General features: G+C 61.2%; 13 protein-coding genes, 1 tRNA gene and 1 pseudogene. 9 read left to right on the top strand and 6 right to left on the bottom strand.

Going from position 1 to position 15,976, the window contains the following annotated elements:
- The first annotated feature begins 92 nt into the window (after positions 1–92).
- The 3 genes and pseudogenes from FJ967_RS06765 to FJ967_RS06755 form a co-directional block, all read left to right on the top strand.
- A complete protein-coding gene (locus FJ967_RS06765; RefSeq protein WP_140730937.1) occupies positions 93–1,025 on the top strand; it encodes a DUF1003 domain-containing protein in 933 nt (310 codons plus the stop codon).
- Between the two features lie 149 nt (positions 1,026–1,174).
- A tRNA-Arg gene (locus FJ967_RS06760) sits at positions 1,175–1,251 on the top strand.
- A gap of 221 nt (positions 1,252–1,472) precedes the next feature.
- Positions 1,473–2,639 (top strand): annotated as a pseudogene (locus FJ967_RS06755) (DNA cytosine methyltransferase); the annotation flags it as partial.
- A 9-nt stretch (positions 2,640–2,648) separates the two neighbouring features.
- Here the strand turns inward: FJ967_RS06755 and FJ967_RS33665 are convergent.
- From FJ967_RS33665 to FJ967_RS06735, 5 genes are all read right to left on the bottom strand, one after another.
- The gene (locus FJ967_RS33665; protein ID WP_246675203.1) at positions 2,649–3,602 is read right to left on the bottom strand and encodes a response regulator; all 954 of its coding nucleotides are present in this window, start codon (positions 3,600–3,602) and stop codon (positions 2,649–2,651) included.
- Positions 3,599–5,863 (bottom strand): ATP-binding protein, encoded by a 2,265-nt coding sequence (locus tag FJ967_RS06745; protein WP_246675202.1) that lies wholly within the window; start codon positions 5,861–5,863, stop codon positions 3,599–3,601. Before FJ967_RS06745 ends, FJ967_RS33665 begins: the two co-directional genes overlap by 4 nt.
- A 243-nt stretch (positions 5,864–6,106) precedes the next feature.
- Positions 6,107–6,235, bottom strand: coding sequence for a hypothetical protein (locus FJ967_RS33925; RefSeq protein ID WP_281405673.1), 129 nt, complete (start codon positions 6,233–6,235; stop codon positions 6,107–6,109).
- Complete coding sequence (locus FJ967_RS06740; protein WP_348643074.1) at positions 6,232–6,648, bottom strand: very short patch repair endonuclease; 417 nt, start codon at positions 6,646–6,648, stop codon at positions 6,232–6,234. The genes FJ967_RS33925 and FJ967_RS06740 overlap by 4 nt, the downstream gene beginning before the upstream one ends.
- A 108-nt stretch (positions 6,649–6,756) precedes the next feature.
- On the bottom strand, positions 6,757–7,779 hold the full coding sequence (locus FJ967_RS06735) for a LacI family DNA-binding transcriptional regulator (protein ID WP_140731143.1): 1,023 nt from the start codon (positions 7,777–7,779) through the stop codon (positions 6,757–6,759).
- A gap of 636 nt (positions 7,780–8,415) precedes the next feature.
- Here FJ967_RS06735 and FJ967_RS06730 point away from each other — a divergent pair.
- From FJ967_RS06730 to FJ967_RS06705, 6 genes are all read left to right on the top strand, one after another.
- Positions 8,416–9,378, top strand: coding sequence for a sugar-binding protein (locus tag FJ967_RS06730; RefSeq protein WP_140730933.1), 963 nt, complete (start codon positions 8,416–8,418; stop codon positions 9,376–9,378).
- Between the two features lie 115 nt (positions 9,379–9,493).
- A complete protein-coding gene (locus tag FJ967_RS06725; protein ID WP_140731142.1) occupies positions 9,494–11,032 on the top strand; it encodes a sugar ABC transporter ATP-binding protein in 1,539 nt (512 codons plus the stop codon).
- A 57-nt stretch (positions 11,033–11,089) separates the two neighbouring features.
- Complete coding sequence (locus FJ967_RS06720) at positions 11,090–12,085, top strand: ABC transporter permease (protein ID WP_140730932.1); 996 nt, start codon at positions 11,090–11,092, stop codon at positions 12,083–12,085.
- Between the two features lie 82 nt (positions 12,086–12,167).
- Positions 12,168–12,947, top strand: a complete 780-nt coding sequence (locus FJ967_RS06715) for an SDR family NAD(P)-dependent oxidoreductase (RefSeq protein ID WP_140730931.1) — start codon at positions 12,168–12,170, stop codon at positions 12,945–12,947.
- Positions 12,944–13,549, top strand: coding sequence for an SDR family oxidoreductase (locus tag FJ967_RS06710; protein ID WP_246675200.1), 606 nt, complete (start codon positions 12,944–12,946; stop codon positions 13,547–13,549). The genes FJ967_RS06715 and FJ967_RS06710 overlap by 4 nt, the downstream gene beginning before the upstream one ends.
- 199 nt (positions 13,550–13,748) lie before the next feature.
- On the top strand, positions 13,749–14,789 hold the full coding sequence (locus FJ967_RS06705) for a LacI family DNA-binding transcriptional regulator (protein ID WP_140730930.1): 1,041 nt from the start codon (positions 13,749–13,751) through the stop codon (positions 14,787–14,789).
- A gap of 2 nt (positions 14,790–14,791) precedes the next feature.
- Here the strand turns inward: FJ967_RS06705 and FJ967_RS06700 are convergent, their stop codons facing one another.
- Positions 14,792–15,976, bottom strand: a complete 1,185-nt coding sequence (locus tag FJ967_RS06700) for a mandelate racemase/muconate lactonizing enzyme family protein (RefSeq protein ID WP_140730929.1) — start codon at positions 15,974–15,976, stop codon at positions 14,792–14,794.

Raw genomic sequence — 15,976 nt, 5'->3', positions numbered from 1 at the left:
CGTGGCATAGGCTGCGAAAACCGGCAGTGGATATGCGCCGCCGCCTGAGCGTATCCTAGACCTATCCTCGCCCGTTCCAGCAGGAGCCCATCATGAGCACCGTTCCCAAGGCATCAGAGCAGAAGTCGGCCGACAATGAGAACGACAGCGGCAGCGAATATTTCGAGGCGCCGACCACCGAGGCCGACCTGCACGAAGTTTCCGACGAGCATTTCGACATGCCCGAAGTGCCTGATTCCGAACCGTCCGCCCCCGGTGCGTCGCGGATAAAGCCGAGGAAAAAGCCGTCGGCGATCTCGGGCCGCAAATTCCGCAAGCGCGACCTGGTGCGCATCGACACGCTGCGCCCGAGCCTCGCCGACCGCATTCGCTCCGACCATCCGGACCTGCCCAAGGGCGCCCGCGTCAGCCGCGAGGAGCTCGGCCGCTACCGCATGCGCTATATGGAGGAGCTCTTACAGCAGGAGCATGGCGAGTTTTCCGAGCTCGACCGCCAGGTGGTGGAATCGATCGCCAAGCAGGACACGATTTCCGAAAACTCGGAAGAAGAATTCGAGGAACACCGCACTTTCCCCGACCGCGTCTCCGACAATATGGCGGCCTTCGGCGGCAGCTGGTGGTTCCTGATCTCGTTTGCCACCGTGCTCCTGGTGTGGATCGGCATCAACCTGTTCGAGGGCTTGAACCGCGCCTTCGATCCCTATCCCTTCATCCTGCTCAACCTTTTGCTCTCCTGCATCGCCGCCATCCAGGCGCCGGTCATCATGATGAGCCAGAAGCGCCAGGAGGTGAAAGACCGTCTGCGCTCCTTCAACGAATACCGCGTCAACCTCAAGGCCGAGCTCGAAGTGCGCCACCTGCACGAAAAACTCGACTACCTCATCTCCCGCCAATGGACGCGCCTGGCCGAAATGCAGCAGATGCAGCTGGACGCGATGAACGAACTGGCGGGTGCGAAGAAGGCGAAGCGTGCGGTGCGAGGGGCGCGGCGGCGCACGGTGAAGGGCCCGGCGGGGCCGCAGTGATGGCTCGCGCTGCAGACCAAAGCCTGTGCGGGCCAAGCCAAGTTCGCGCCACCGCCAATTGCCCGTTGAAGCCCGCGCCTGCTTCCGCTAAGAAGCCGTGACTTGCCGGTTCACCGGCTGGTTCGTTTTCCGGACGCCATGTCCTGAAAGCACCCGTAGCTCAGCTGGATAGAGCGCTGCCCTCCGAAGGCAGAGGTCACAGGTTCGAATCCTGTCGGGTGCGCCAGCCTCCCAAACAGTCGCAACAGGCAGGAAGTGGTTCGTATTTGGCGGCGAGGGCGAAAACCCTCGCGAAAAAAGCTAAATGGTCAACGGCAATTTGTAGATTGTTAGCGTCGGTTGAGATATTAATTTTCTTGGGTTTCTAATCGAAACCGAAGAGGCGTGTTCATCTCGCGTGATGCATTGCCCTGAACACTTGCCGGAGCGTCGTGCGACAGGGATAACATGGCGCCAACATGCATTGATCTCTTCGCTGGTTGCGGAGGCCTCTCTCTGGGCTTGGGCTCCTCTGGGTTCTCAACACTATTTGGTGTGGAGGCCCATCCAGACGCGTTTTCGACATACAGGCATAACCTCCTTGATAGGCAGGGTGATGCGCACAGTTGGCCGGCCTGGCTAGAGAAGCGCGCTTGGTACGCGCAGGACCTTCTGGCCCTTCACCAAAAGGAGTTGCTCGCGCTCCGCGGAACGGTTGATTTGATCGCTGGCGGTCCGCCGTGCCAAGGCTTCAGCATGAACGGCTTGCGCCGACCAGACGACCCCCGAAGCCGTATGGTCGACGTATACCTCCAATACGTCGAGACCGTTAGGCCGCGCCTGGTCTTGTTGGAGAATGTAGTAGGCTTCCGCTCGATGAAGCATCGGACCGGCGGAACATACAGTGACTATGTGACCAAGAGATTTGACTATCTAGGTTACGAATCTTGGTCCGATATTTTGAGAGCGGCGGATTGGGGCGTTCCTCAACGCAGGCCACGCTTCGTCCTCATTGCAGCGCTCAAAGGCACCTTGCCGGGAATTGACCCCATACAGCGTATGCGAGTCGGAAGAAAAGCATTTCTCGAAGCGCGAGGGCTCGGCCGGGGTCTAATCGGTGCACAAGCTGCGATTTCAGATCTGGTAGAGAATGCAATGCCTAGCCTAGATGCGGAGTGGGGGCACCTTGGGTTTAGGATGCTGAGGCGTGCGGAGGTGGCACTTAGCCCATACCAACGGTTAATGAGGGTCGGGGGTCGAGAGCAGCCAAGCGACATGCGACTACCGAGGCACGGCACCACATCCATCCAGCGGATGCAGGACATTCTGGACAATTGCGAACGTGGCGTTTGCCTTCGGCCGGAGGACCGCAGCCGTCTCGGCATCAAGAAGCGCTCGACCACGCCACTAGACCCGACGGCCCCGGCGCCAACCATAAGCACATTGCCGGACGATTTCATTCACTATTCTCGGCCAAGGGCAATGACGGTCAGGGAGCATGCCCGACTACAGTCATTTCCAGACTGGTTCTCGTTTCTCGGCCCTTACACGACTGGTGGAAGCCGGAGGAAAGACGCATGTCCGAGATTTACTCAAGTGGGTAATGCTGTGCCGCCACTCCTCGCTGAAGCGCTGGGCGAAATGCTAAGCGGGTTGCTTCTTGTCCAGAAGAACGACGAGTTCGCTCAACTCACGCAGGGCGTCAATATGGGCCGCGAAAATACGACGGATTTCCGGGAAGTCGCCGACAGTGATCTCGTTGCTCCCCTGTAAGACCCAACCTTCGGGCCCTTGCACTTCCACAACGTGACCAAGTATGTTCCGCCTGTTCAGGACCTTATCGTTGTACTGGGCACTTAGCGTCCTCAACTCTCTAAGCCTCTCTACCTGTCCCGCGTCAAGCCCGAAGGTATTAGGGTCGCCAGCGGCGACCTGCGTAAGGCGCCGAAAATGTTTGAAGAGCTTTGCACTGTCGATAACGCGAGTATCGAGGCGACCACTTAGATCACCAGAAATAACAGCCTCATACTTCTTGCCCATGTCCGTAATGAATTTGTGAACTTCGGCATCTAGATCGGCCATTTTTGCCGCGCAATTGGGATCGCGCGCAGACATAGACAAGACTGCCGTCTTCATGACCGAGTCACATTCAGCGACAACGCGCATTGCGAGCCCCCTCATCCCGGACAGCCGGTCGAGCGACCGGGCAGTCTGATCGATCAAGGAGCCCGTCCTTTCTATGAAACGACGACGAGCGCTGCAGTAAACACCCTCAACTTGCTTTTGAGCTATCATCTGGCGGAGCTCGTGCTCCTCCACACTGCCAGAATAGAAAAGAATCGTGGTGGAGGCGAACAACTCTCTAATTCTTGGTGCCAGATCATCGCCATTCTCATCCTTGAGCCGGTAGTCAAGGAGGATTAGATCGAAGCGATGATACAGCTTGTGAAGACGCGAGAACTCCTCGATCCCACCACTGTTGGGGATCGTATCAACACGTGGTACGAAGCCCGCATCCCGCACTCGGCGCTTAAGGCTTTCCTCCTCCTCGTTGCTGTAAGAATCCTCGATCCAAAGAATACCAAAGTCCAGATTCACGCTTCCTCCCCTGGAATTACGATCTCGAAATCTGCCCTGCTGCCATCCCCAGAAAGCTCGATGGTACCACCCATCCCTTCTACTATCTGGCGGACACTATATAGACCAAGCCCTGTTCCGTTAGATGTTCCCGTATATCCACGCTCGAAAATTTTAGAAGAGTCAACTCGTTTTTCATCAATTCCTAATCCATCATCTACAACTTTAATTACAGCAGAGTTTTTCCCTTTCTTGGAAACAGTAAATTCAACCTTGTTGGCTTTCGCCTTATGGGCATTATCCAGAAGGTTGTCTACCAGCACAGCGATGTCGACAGGTGAAAACTCTCTTTGCAGCGATACGCCCGACGCATCAAAAGCTGCACTCGGGATGCCAGGCACTCCTACAAGGCGCACTTTGAAGTATTCATTGAAAAATTGCATCAGATCGCCGCGGACTTTATCTGTCTGCAAGTCGATTCTTATGTTTGGAGCGAAAGAAAGAACCATTCCAAGCCGCTCACTAGAAAGATTCGCTCCTGCTATTGAAGAAGATACGCGTCTTGCAGATTGACGAATCGAGGCAAGCAAGTCTTCAACATCGTCAATGTGTTCCAGATTGTCTGGTTTGACTGCCATCGAAAGGACGCTTCGTATTTCGTGCGCTCCATTCGAAATTGCCGAGCGAAGATGTCCCAAATGAATTGTCGCCTGGTGCATCAGCAATTGGACGCGCTCCACGTCGACGTCCCTGCTGCTACCCAAAAACTCGGCTTGCTGCTCCAGTCGTTCAATCCGCGCATCTGCGCGAGCCCGCTCTTCCATTGCGCGTCGAGCGGCATCCTGCGCTTCCGCTCTAGAAGCCTTTAACTCCTCTATCCGTCGTCGGGCATCCTCAATCTGACCGAGCAATGAACTGTCGCCGCGGCTCTCGGCCACTTCTGACATTGCCTTAAGTGCATTCTCCGTAATTTGATCTGGATCGTCCGAAACCCTTACGATGTCTTTGTCGTAGTAAAGGATATCGATGTCTTTTGATCGCGCGAGGGAGCCGACGATAGCTAATACCCTCTCCCGAGCCTTGTCCGTTTCTAGCCCCTCGGAAGTGTCCCGATCTTGATCGCGGCTGTCTTGCCAATTTACGCCAACTACATAGCGTTCCAGTCGAAAGATCATGTGCCGGCGAATGGCCTCGAACAACGCGCGGCTGCGAGCGTCCTCGATCAGCCCCGCATCTCGGCTCGACACTTCACGAAACATCTTTGGGCGTGCCGCCACATCTACGCGACCGATAATGTCTCGCGTACCCAGATATCGTGATTGCCCCTGCTGCTTCCTGCGGTTAAGTCCTAGGGTGTCATCAAACTCCTCGCCTATCGGGAATATTCGGAACCTGTTGAGGAATAGGAATACGCTTCCGAACTCGATTGGCCGCACTCCCATGCGGGACGTAAATGTCTTCTTCGCCGACCTATTTAGAAAGTAAATTTGCCCCTCTATCTTACAGTCCATCAAATCTTCATAGTTTGACGGCTCGCGTATGGCGTATATCTTCCGACCCCTATCAAACAGTGTCGTATTAATATTGCCATCGTCGATTATTACTTCAATTCTACTTGTCTTATCTTGCAGAAGTTCGGCAATAGCATTGCGAACGCGACCGTCAACATCGTCGATTCTTGTGGTATTGCCGTCGACAAGCCAGGTGGATACTGCGACGTCGGTGGTGGTACCAAACGGATCGATAAGTTTGGCCAGATCCCTGCGTAGCTTCTTGATGTGGGTTGGATCCCAGCCTTGCCGAGTGTCTTTGATAAGGAGCACGGTCCCGTGCGACGATGGAGCTTCGGCATTGAGGATTTTGGGAAACGACTCGGCTGTTCCTAGAGCAACATCGACATCCTGAAACTCCTCGGAGCTATCCTTCTCAAAGCGTGTCCAGTCTACTTCCAGCTTAGATATGGAGTTTTCGCCATCGGCGCGACTGTAGAGCTCCAGCCCCGACCCCAAGGTGTCGCACGCGAACCTGCCGATTCCCTTGCTGCCGGCAAACTGCCCCGAAGGCCTGATTTTGTCTCGGTACGTGTCAGGGGCCGCCACGGCTTTTTCGGAGTAGGCAACGAACAGCCATTTATCGCGAATATCGGACCGAGACATGCCGCGGCCGTCATCGACGATCGCTATTGTCTTTTCGTCGGGATCGAACTCGATATCTACTCTGGTGGCACCAGCATCAAACGAGTTTTTCACAAGTTCGAATATTGCAACGAACTCGTTTGTCACGAGGTCGCGGCCAATGATGTCCTTTAGGTAGGAACTAACTCTGAAGGTCTCTGATGTAGTCATAAATTGCTTATATCTCAGAAACACGGTTCCGGTAGGCCTGGAGCACTCACCACAAGCAATATTTCGAACGGGGCAACCGAGTCTCGCTCGATTGTTAGCATTGGCCCGCTCACCCGCTCGCCCGTTGGGTGGCATAGTCCCGCCGGTAGAATTTGAGTCGCTAGGATGGAGATTTTGGTCTCACGATATTGCCATGTGTTCGCCGATGCTAACAACGGTCGGATGGCCGTAGAGGTCTCCGGCTTGCGCAGAAACAAAGTGTGCGTGCTGCGATTTAGCCAGATTTGGTCCTGATTCGGTGATCTTCATGATCGCCCCAGTCGCACCGGTCCGACAAATTCGCTCAGGCGTGCCGCGAGTTTGAAGATGTCGCGGGTTTCACATTCCCAGACAACCAAGGCGTGCCAACCCTCGGCTGCCGCTTGCGCCAGGTTTCGTGCGTCGCGTAGGCGATTGCGGTCGAACTTCGCCTGCCAGAACTCGCTTCTCGTAGCCGGGATATGGGCGATCTTGCATCCTTCGTGCTGATGCCAGAAGCAGCCATTGACGAAGATGATGCGTCTCCGCCCAGGAAAGGCCACGTCAGGTCGGCCAGGCGCAGCCTTCCATTGGAGGCGAAATCTGTAGCCCTGCCCATGCAAAATCTTGCGGACGACCTGCTCAGGAACGGTGTTCGCACCTTTTATGCGCGCCATGTGCACACTGCGCTGGGCGGATGTCAGAGGATCGGCCAGTGTTCACTCCAGATTGTACGATGAACACACATATAAAGCCGGCTCTGTCCATGCAAGCGCGCCCAAGCCCGACACGATCAATTGGCCAGCTGCGCCCTACTCCCCCACCCCCCGCACACTCTCCCGCTCCACCAGCGGGCACTCCAGCTTGGTGATCGGATAGCGCCCGCGCCCCACCATCGCCGGCGCTTCCAGCTGCTCGATCGCCCATTGGCCCATCGCCATATGCGGCAGGATCGAGGTGGTGAGCGGCGGGAAGAGGTGGCGGGCGATTTCCTCGTCGTCGTAGCCGACGACGGAGATGTCGGCGGGGATGTGCAGGCCGGCTTCCTTCAGGGCTTCGTAGCAGCCGATCGCCGTGCGGTCGTTCTGGCAGAAGATGGCGGTCGGGCGGTCTTTCAGCGCCAGCAGCTTGACGGTCGCGGCATAGCCGGCGCTGGCCGACCAGTCGCCTTCGACCACCAGATCCGGGTCGAAGGGAATGTCGGCGGTGGCGAGCGCGCGGCGGTAGCCTTTCAGGCGGTCCTGGGCTGCCTGCATCCAGGGTTCGCCCGTTATGGTGGCGATGCGGCGGTGGCCGTGGCTGATCAGGTGCCTTGTCGAGCTCTGGCCGCCGGCGATCTCGGAGGGCACCACGGCGGGGAAGGCGTAATCGGCCGTGTAGCAATTGAGCAGGATGACCGGGATGTCGAGGCCGTAGAGGAAGTCGGGCGCCGTGATCTCGCGGGTGAAGATGGTCATGTAGATCAGCGCCGAAATACCCCGCCGGGTCAGCGCCTCGATGGCGCGCGGCTCCATCACCGCGTCGCCCATGGTCTGCGCCACCAGGAGCACGTTGCCGGCATTCCACGAGGCCTGGCGCGCGCCCTCGATGGCGACCACGGCTTCCGGGCTGGTGGCGAGCTGGTCGACGGCGAAGCCGATGACGCCGTCGAGACCATCGAAAGCCGGTGCCGGCGGACGCAGCGCCGAGAAGGCGGGCGCCGCGTAGCCCAGCGCACGGGCGGCCTCGATGACCCGCTCGCGCGTCTGCCGCGACAGTTTTATCCCGGGCGAATTGTTGAGCACGAAGGAGACGGTCGCCTGCGAGCAGCCGGCGGCGCGCGCGATGTCGGTCATGGTGACACGGCCCTTGGGCCTGGCCGGCGCCTTGCGCCGCTTGCCGGGCTCGCGGGTTCGCCCGTCCGGATCCGCCGTCTCGCCCATTGTGCTTAAATCCCCCGTCCTGTCTAACGGCAGCCCGCCGCGCGGGCAAGGTGGCCGGGCGGCGCTCGATTCATGGAAACCGGGCGATCATTTATATCTATTAGTACCCTTGCCGTCCACCTGCCAAAGTTCTTCTGGAACGGCGAAATTCGAGCACTGCAAGGCCAAGCCCTGTCGCTGCTCCAGCGGAAGCCTTGCCAATCGATTGCCATGTGAGGCGTGAAAGACCTCTTGCCGATAGGCATCAACTAATACAGTTTACTAATATCGCAATGCGCGCTAACGTCAGCCGTGAATGGGCCGATGGCGGACCCGTATCGCATCCGCGGACCTTGTCTCGGATATGTGATATGTCAGACAAATCGGACTATTTACGAACGAAGGATGAGTCTCTACAGTCCGCGATCGTGGCTGGAAACGACGCCATTCTTTCAGTGCCGGGAACCCCTGAGGAGGAGGGGCGTCCAAGCCACGGCAATTCGGGTGAGACGACAATTTCAGTGAGCAAGTCCGGCCAGCCGGATGGCTGACCAAAACGGGAGGTTGAACATGAAATCCTTGATACGCAATGCATCCGTGGCCGCCGCGGCCCTGGTTGTCGGCCTGACGGCGACGGCCATCGCGCGCGCCGACGACAAGCCGACGCTGGCCTTCGTCGTCAACGGCGCTTCCGATTTCTGGAAAGCGGCCGAAGCCGGCGTCAAGAAGGCGCAGGGCGAACTGCCCGACTACAATCTCGAACTCAAATATCCCGAGCAGTCCTCGGTCGCCATCCAGCAGCGGCTGATGGACGATCTGGTGACCGCCGGCGTCAAGGGCATCATGGTCTCGGCCGTCGATCCCAAGACCTCGACCGACGGGCTGAACAAGATCGCCTCGGAGACGGCGCTGTTCACCACGGACTCCGACGCCCCGCAGACCAAGCGCGTCGCCTATATCGGCTCGTCCAATGTCGACGCCGGCAAGCAGGCGGCCGAAATCGCCAAGAAGGCGATGCCCAATGGCGGCAAGTGCCTCGGCTTCGTCGGCCTGCTCGGCGCCGACAATGCCAAGGAACGCATCCAGGGCATGAAGGACGGCCTGGCCGGCACCAAGATCGAGCTCGTCGACGTGCGCGGCGACGACATCGACCAGGCGCGCGCCAAGAAGAATGTCGAGGACGCGCTGGTCGCCAGCCCCGACGTCACCTGCATGGTCGGCTTCTACTCCTACAACACGCCGCGCATCTATGAAGCGCTGCGCGACGCCGGCAAGCTCGGCTCGATCACCGTCGTCGGTTTCGATGACGATCCGATCACGCTGGGCGGCGTCAAGGAAGGCACCATCGCCGCCACCGTCGTGCAGCAGCCCTTCGAATGGGCCTATCAGGGCATGAAGCTGATGGCCGCCTATCTCAAGGGCGACAAGTCGGGCATCCCGGCCAACAATCTGATCATCATCCCGACCAAGATCATCGGCAAGGATGATGTCGACGCCTACGCCGCCAATTTGAAGGCGATGGCCGGAAAATAAGACCTCGGGCAGTGCAGCCGGCTCAACGTCGCTTGAGCCGGCTGTCCGCATTGACGAACCCTGCCGGGACCGTCAGTCTGCGGATGGTTCAGTTCGCCAATCGCTGTCAGGCATGATGAATTACACCGACACCTCCATTGCCGCCTCCACCCCGTTCCTCAGCCTCGAGAACGTGCGCAAGACCTATCCGGGCGTCGTGGCGCTGGACGGATTTTCGATGGCCGTGATGCCGGGCGAGGTCATCGGCCTGGTCGGCGAGAACGGCGCCGGCAAATCGACGCTGATGAAGATCCTCGGCGGCGTCACCACGCCCGATACCGGCACGATCTCCGTCGACGGCACCGCCCATAACAGCCTGACCGTCGAAGGCAGCCTGGGTTCGGGCATCGCCTTCGTCCACCAGGAACTCAACCTGTTCGACAATCTCGACGTCGCCGCCAACATCTTCTTCGGCCGCGAGCCGCTGCGCGCCGGGCCGCTGAAGCTGGTCGACCGGGCGAAATTGCGCGAAATGGTGGCGCCGCTGTTGAAGCGCGTCGGCGCAAATTTCTCCGCCGATACGCAGGTCGCCGACCTGTCGCTGGCGCAGCAGCAGATGGTCGAGATCGCCAAGGCGCTGTCGATCAAGGCCAGGCTGGTCATCCTCGACGAGCCGACTTCGAGCCTGCCGATCGCCGAAACCGACAAGCTGCTCGACGTCATCAAGGCGCTGAAGGCAGACGGCATCTCGGTCATCTTCATCTCGCACCGCCTGCACGAGATCGAGCGCGTCGCAGACCGCGTCGTGGTGCTGCGCGACGGCATGCTGGCCGGTACGCTGGGCAAGCGCGACATCAACCACGACCAGATGGTCAAGCTGATGATCGGCCGCATGCTGAAGGAGCGCGAGAAGGCTTCCGAGGCGGCGCGGGCGCCGGGCGCCGTGGCGCTGTCGGCCAAGGCCGTCCGCACCCCCACCTATCCCGGCCGGCCGGTCGATCTCGACGTCAGGCGTGGCGAGATCCTCGGCCTCGCCGGCCTGGTCGGCTCCGGCCGCACCGAGCTCGCGCGCGTCTTCTTCGGCATCGATGCCTGCCTCGGCGGCACGCTGGAACTCAACGGCAAGCCGCTGGCGCTGGCGAGCGCCGCCGACGCCGTCGCGCAAGGCATCTTCCTGGTGCCGGAGGATCGCAAGCTGACCGGCATCCTGCTCGATCTGTCGATCGCGCAGAACATCTCGCTGCCCAACCTGCCGGCGCATGCCAGGCGATCGCTGGTTTCGGCGAGTGCCGAGACCGCCACCGCCGAGAAGCAGAAGAAGGACCTCGGCATCAAGGCGCCTTCGGTCTTAACCCGCACCGGCACACTGTCGGGCGGCAACCAGCAGAAGGTCGTGCTCGGCAAATGGCTGGCCATGAACCCGAAGGTGATGATCCTCGACGAGCCGACGCGCGGCATCGATATCGGCGCCAAGGCGGAGATCTACGGGCTGATGCGGGCGCTGGCCGATGCCGGCGTCGCGGTGCTGATGATCTCCAGCGACATGGAAGAGGTGATCGGCGTCTCCGACCGCATCGCCGTCATGCATGAGGGCCAGATCTCGGGCATCCTCGACAAGGACCAGTTCAGCCAGGAAAACGTGCTTTTGCTCGCGGTGGGCAAGCAGCCGAAATAGTTTTGCCGGGGGCTCGCGGTAGCGCGGCCGGCCCGGGCAGGCATTGGGGAGAAGACGATGAGCAAGAAAGATCTCGGCCTGCTGATCCTGATCCTGGTGGTCGGCGCGATCGTCGCCCTCATCAATCCGCGCTTCCTGTTGCCGATCAACCTCGCCAACACCTCGAACCTGATCGGCCTGTTCGGCATCCTGTCCATCGGCCAGGCCTTCGTCATCATCACCGGCGGCATCGAACTGTCGGTCGGCTCGCTGGTGGCGCTGCTCGGCACGCTGTTCATCGACTTCATCGCCGTGCGCGAGATGGACTGGCCGCTGGCCTTCGTGCTGATCCTGGTGCTGGGCGCCATCATCGGGCTGGTGCATGGCTGGCTGATCACGCGGCTGAAGCTGCAGCCCTTCGTGGTGACGCTGTGTGGCCTGTTGATCTATCGCGGCGTGGCGCGCTTCTACACCGCCGACGGAACGGCCGGTTTTGCCTTCGGCCAGAATTTCCCCGATCTCGAATTCCTCACCGCCGGCCGGTCCTGGGGCGTGCCGAACTCCTTCTTCGCGCTGATCGTCATTTCGATCGTCATGTGGGTGGTGCTGCACCGCTCGGTGTTCGGCCGCTATCTCTACGCCATCGGCAAGAACGAGGAGGCGGCGAAATATTCGGGCATCCGCACCGGACGCGTGGTCATGGCGGCCTACGTCATCTGCGGCGTGCTGACGGCACTGTCGGCGATCTATTTCGCCATGTATACGCGCTCGATCTCGCCGGCCAGCCACGGCCAGTTCTACGAGCTCTACGCCATTGCCGCGGCCGTGCTCGGCGGCTTCTCGCTGCGCGGCGGCGAAGGCTCGCTGGTCGGCGTCATCCTCGGCACGGTGCTGCTGCAGGAACTGCAGAACCTGGTCAACCTGCTCGGCATCCCCTCCTCGCTCAACTTCGCGGTGATGGGCGGCGTCATCCTCATCGGCGTGCTGGTCGACCAGCAATGGGGCGTGTTCCGGGCGCGCCGGCGGATGGTCGATGCCGCCCGCAAGGGCGCCGTCGGCGCGGCTGCGGAATAAATCCCCCGTCGCCCGCGAACAGCTTGTCCCTGCCGGTAGATTATTATAATAGCATAACCGATGCTGGCGGGGAGCTGACGGGATGCGCTGCGATTTGCGAGGCAAGGTGGCGCTGGTCACGGGAGCCGCCGGCGCGATCGGCAGTTCTATCGCACGACGACTGTCGGACAATGGCGCCGCGGTGGTCGTGGCCGACATCAATGGCGAAGGCGCAAGCGACATCGCCGGCGGATTGGGCGATGCGATGGCCTGCGCCACCGATATCCGCGACCCGAGCTCGGTGGACGCCGCGATCGCGGCCCTTATGCAGCGCTATGGCCGCCTCGACATCCTCGTCAACAATGCCGGCGTCAACACGCTGGCGCATCGCGTCACATTGGACGAATTCCCAACCGAGGAATGGGACCGCATCACCGGCATCGACCTCGATGGTCTCTACATCATGAGCCGGGCGGCACTGGCCCCGATGCTCGCCGCCGGCAAAGGCGGGCGCATCGTCAACATCGCCTCGGTGGTCGGGCTCGCCGCCATGCGGCTGCAGAGCCCGTTCGTCGCCGCCAAGGCGGGCATCATCCATCTGACGCGGTCGATGGCGATCGAACTCGGCGCCCGGGGGATTCTCACCAACGCCATCGCGCCGGGTTCGGTGATGACGGCGCTGACCGCCAAGTTGTTTTATGGCGAGGACGGCAAGTTCGCCGGGCGCACGCAGGAATTCCTCGCCCATGTGCCGCTGGCCCGGCCTGCCCAGCCCGAGGAGATCGCCGAGGCGGTGCTGTTCCTGGCCTCGCCGGCGGCCAGCTATGTCAACGGCCAGGTGCTTGCCGTCGATGGCGGCTGGACCGCGGGATACATGATGTGAGCGAGGCCATGGAAATCGATCTCGCCGGGGCAGTGATCGCGCTGGAAGGCGCAGGCAATCCGGTTGCCGAAGCCGCGCTCGCCGCCTTGCGCGCCAATGGCGGCCGCATAATCGACGGGGCGCGGCCCGCCGACATACCGCCTCCCGACATCATGCTGGTGTCATGCCCGCTGCGTCCGGGCACCACGGCGGAGAATCCCGGCGCCTTGTATGCGGCTGCGCGCAAGGCGGCGGTGGCGATGGCGGAACGCGGCGGCGGACGCATCGTCTTCCTGCTGTCGGTGACCGCCGGCATGCCGATGCGCCGCCATCCGCGCTTTTCCATGGAGAACGCCTCGATCCTGGCCGGCATGCGCACGCTGGCCATGGAGTTCGGCCCCAGAATCCTGGTCAACGCCGTCGGCGTCGGCCTGATCGAGGACGAGACCATGGTTTCGGGCGACAAGGCGATGCTCAGCCATGTCCCGGTCAATCGCGCCGGCAACATCGAGGAGGCGGTGGCGGCCGTGCTGTTCTTCTGCGATCCGCTCAACACCTACACGACAGGCCAGATGCTGGGCGTCGACGGCGGCTGGACGGCAGGCTATGGGCGCAATTTCTGACGCGCTGAGACCGAAGCGCCGGCCCTCTCGGGTGCCGCATGGCACCCAGGTCGACATGGCGCGCCCGTTGACGGCATCCAACCGTGCATTAGCCGGGTCCATCGCTGGAAAGCGGCGGCGGCAGACGCTATGAATGGGCATGCAGCGTGATCCCGGCGCATTGCCATGGTGGATCGTCTACGCTTTGGAGCCATTCGAGATGACCGATAGGCCAGGAGACGGCTCGGGCGGAAAGAAGCAGCCGCGCCGCCTCGGCGTCCGCGAGATCGCCAAGCGCGTCGGCGTTGCGCCGATGACGGTGTCGCGCGCGCTGTCCAATCCCGACATGGTCTCGCCGGAGACGCGCGCCAAGGTGCTCGAGGCCATAGAGCAAGCCGGCTTCGTACCCAACCGGCTGGCCTCCAGCATGCGCGGCAATGGCCGCATGATCGGCACGGTGGTGCCGCCGCTGATCAATTCGGGCATAGCCGAACAGGTGCAAGGCATGTCCGACGAATGCCACGAGAGCGGCTATTCGATGCTCCTGGTGCAAGGCGAATTCACGCAGGAGGCCGAGGACAAGGCGATCCGCGCGCTGCTCGGCTGGCGCCCGGTCGGCATGATCCTGCAGAGCTTCGTGCAAAGCGAGACCGCGCGCGCATTGCTGAAAAACAGCGGTGCTCCGGTGGTGGAGATCTCCGAGATCAAGGGCAGCAAGCCGATCGACATGGTGGTCGGCGTCTCAAATTTCGAGACCGCCTATGCGATGACCATGCATCTGGCCGCCAAGGGTTACAAGCGCATCGGCTTCGTCTCGACGCCGGTCCATGGCAATGACCGTCTCCGGCAACGCCGCACCGGCTACCACGCGGCATTGACCGAACTCGGCTTCAAGAACCATGCCGATCTGGAGGTCGAGGTGCCGATCACCGCGCAAGGCGGCGCCGAGGCGCTGGTGACGCTGACCTCCCGCCACAGGGATATCGACGCCATCTTTTTTTCCAGCGATACGCTCGCCATCGGCGCCGTGCAGGAATGCCACCGGCGCGGCTGGGCGGTGCCGGGAAAAATCGCCATTGCCGGCTATGGCGACATGGATCTGGCCGCGCAGCTTCATCCACCGCTGACCACGGTGAGGGTCAATCGCTACGAGATGGGCCGGCGCGCCGTACGGCAGTTGCTGGCAAGGCTGGGCGGCGACACCAAGGTGCCGACAATCACCAGCCTGGGCTTCGAAATCGTCGACCGCGAGAGCGCTTAAGCTCAAGGGAGGCTGCGTTTCCCCGCCTCTTCCCGCCGCCCGAGGCGCTTCTCCCAGCCTTGCGCGTGAACATTGAGATAGGCGTTCGGATCATAGGGATGATCCTTGATCGCATCGATGTCGAGGTCGATGCCGAGCCCCGGCGCATCCGGCAGCGAGAGATGGCCATTGTCGGGATTGACGGTCGGATGCCAGTTCACGAGGTCGCGCGTCCAGGGATCGTTGAAGGCATCGAAATGCTCCTGGATGAGTAAGTTCGGCACCGCTGCCGCCAGTTGCAGGCAAACCGCTGTCGCCACCGGCCCACCGCTCTGGTGCGGCGCGATATGGCTGCCATGGGCAAACGCCAGATTGGCGACCTGCATGGACGGGCCGATGCCGCCGAGCGACATCGGCTCGGGCTGGAAGATGTTGACGCCGCCGCCGGCCGCCAGCGCATAGAACTGGCCGACCGTGTCGTACATCTCGCCCGTCGCCACCGGGATCGGCGAACGATGCGCCACTTCGTGCACGGTCTCCTGACGGTCGCGCGAGGTCGGTTCTTCCCACCAGTAGATGTCGAGGTCGGCGAACTTTTGCGCCGCCTGCAACGCCGCGATTTCGGTGAAGCGGGCATGCACGTCGATCAGGATCAGCGTGTCCTTCGGCAGATGATCGCGCAAGGTCCGGCAGATGGCATAGGAAAGGTCCAGCTCGTCGCGTGAAATGAAGCCTTGCGCGGTGCCGAACGGGTCGAGCTTGAACGCCTTGAAGCCTTTGGCCAGCACCGCCTTGGCGGCCTCGAGGAAGGCCTCCGGCGTGCGCTCGGTGCGGTACCAGCCATTGGCATAGCCGAGCACGCTGTCGCGCACCTGTCCGCCGAGCAGCTGGTGGACCGGCACCCCGAGGCTCTTGCCAAGAATGTCCCAGCAGGCGACTTCGATGGCTGCGATCACCGTGCGGTGGATATGGCCGCCATCGAGCGAGACGCTGTCCAGCATGCGCCTGGCCAGCGCGTTGATGCGGCACGGGTCCTGGCCGATGGCGAGATGCTTGAGCTCATGCACGCCGGCTTCGGTGGTCTTGATGAAGCCGTTCAGCGTGCCTTCGCCGATGCCGTGGATGCCCTTGTCGGTATGCACCTTGACGAACAGCCAGTTCTTCCAGCCGGCGCCGACGGCAAAGGTCTCGATTTCAGTGATCTTCAT

The organism is Mesorhizobium sp. B2-3-4, from assembly GCF_006442315.1.
Taxonomy (GTDB): domain Bacteria; phylum Pseudomonadota; class Alphaproteobacteria; order Rhizobiales; family Rhizobiaceae; genus Mesorhizobium.
This window is presented reverse-complemented; position numbering and strand designations above follow the sequence as displayed.

Excerpts from the sequence above, each read along its gene's own strand:
- FJ967_RS06765 (WP_140730937.1), top strand. The coding sequence starts at position 93 with ATGAGCACCGTTCCCAAGGCATCAGAGCAGAAGTCGGCCGACAATGAG.
- FJ967_RS33925 (WP_281405673.1), bottom strand. The coding sequence starts at position 6,235 with ATGAAGATCACCGAATCAGGACCAAATCTGGCTAAATCGCAGCACGCA.
- FJ967_RS06735 (WP_140731143.1), bottom strand. The coding sequence starts at position 7,779 with ATGACCGACATCGCGCGCGCCGCCGGCTGCTCGCAGGCGACCGTCTCC.
- FJ967_RS06730 (WP_140730933.1), top strand. The coding sequence starts at position 8,416 with ATGAAATCCTTGATACGCAATGCATCCGTGGCCGCCGCGGCCCTGGTT.
- FJ967_RS06725 (WP_140731142.1), top strand. The coding sequence starts at position 9,494 with ATGAATTACACCGACACCTCCATTGCCGCCTCCACCCCGTTCCTCAGC.
- FJ967_RS06720 (WP_140730932.1), top strand. The coding sequence starts at position 11,090 with ATGAGCAAGAAAGATCTCGGCCTGCTGATCCTGATCCTGGTGGTCGGC.
- FJ967_RS06715 (WP_140730931.1), top strand. The coding sequence starts at position 12,168 with ATGCGCTGCGATTTGCGAGGCAAGGTGGCGCTGGTCACGGGAGCCGCC.
- FJ967_RS06705 (WP_140730930.1), top strand. The coding sequence starts at position 13,749 with ATGACCGATAGGCCAGGAGACGGCTCGGGCGGAAAGAAGCAGCCGCGC.
- FJ967_RS06700 (WP_140730929.1), bottom strand. The coding sequence starts at position 15,976 with ATGAAGATCACTGAAATCGAGACCTTTGCCGTCGGCGCCGGCTGGAAG.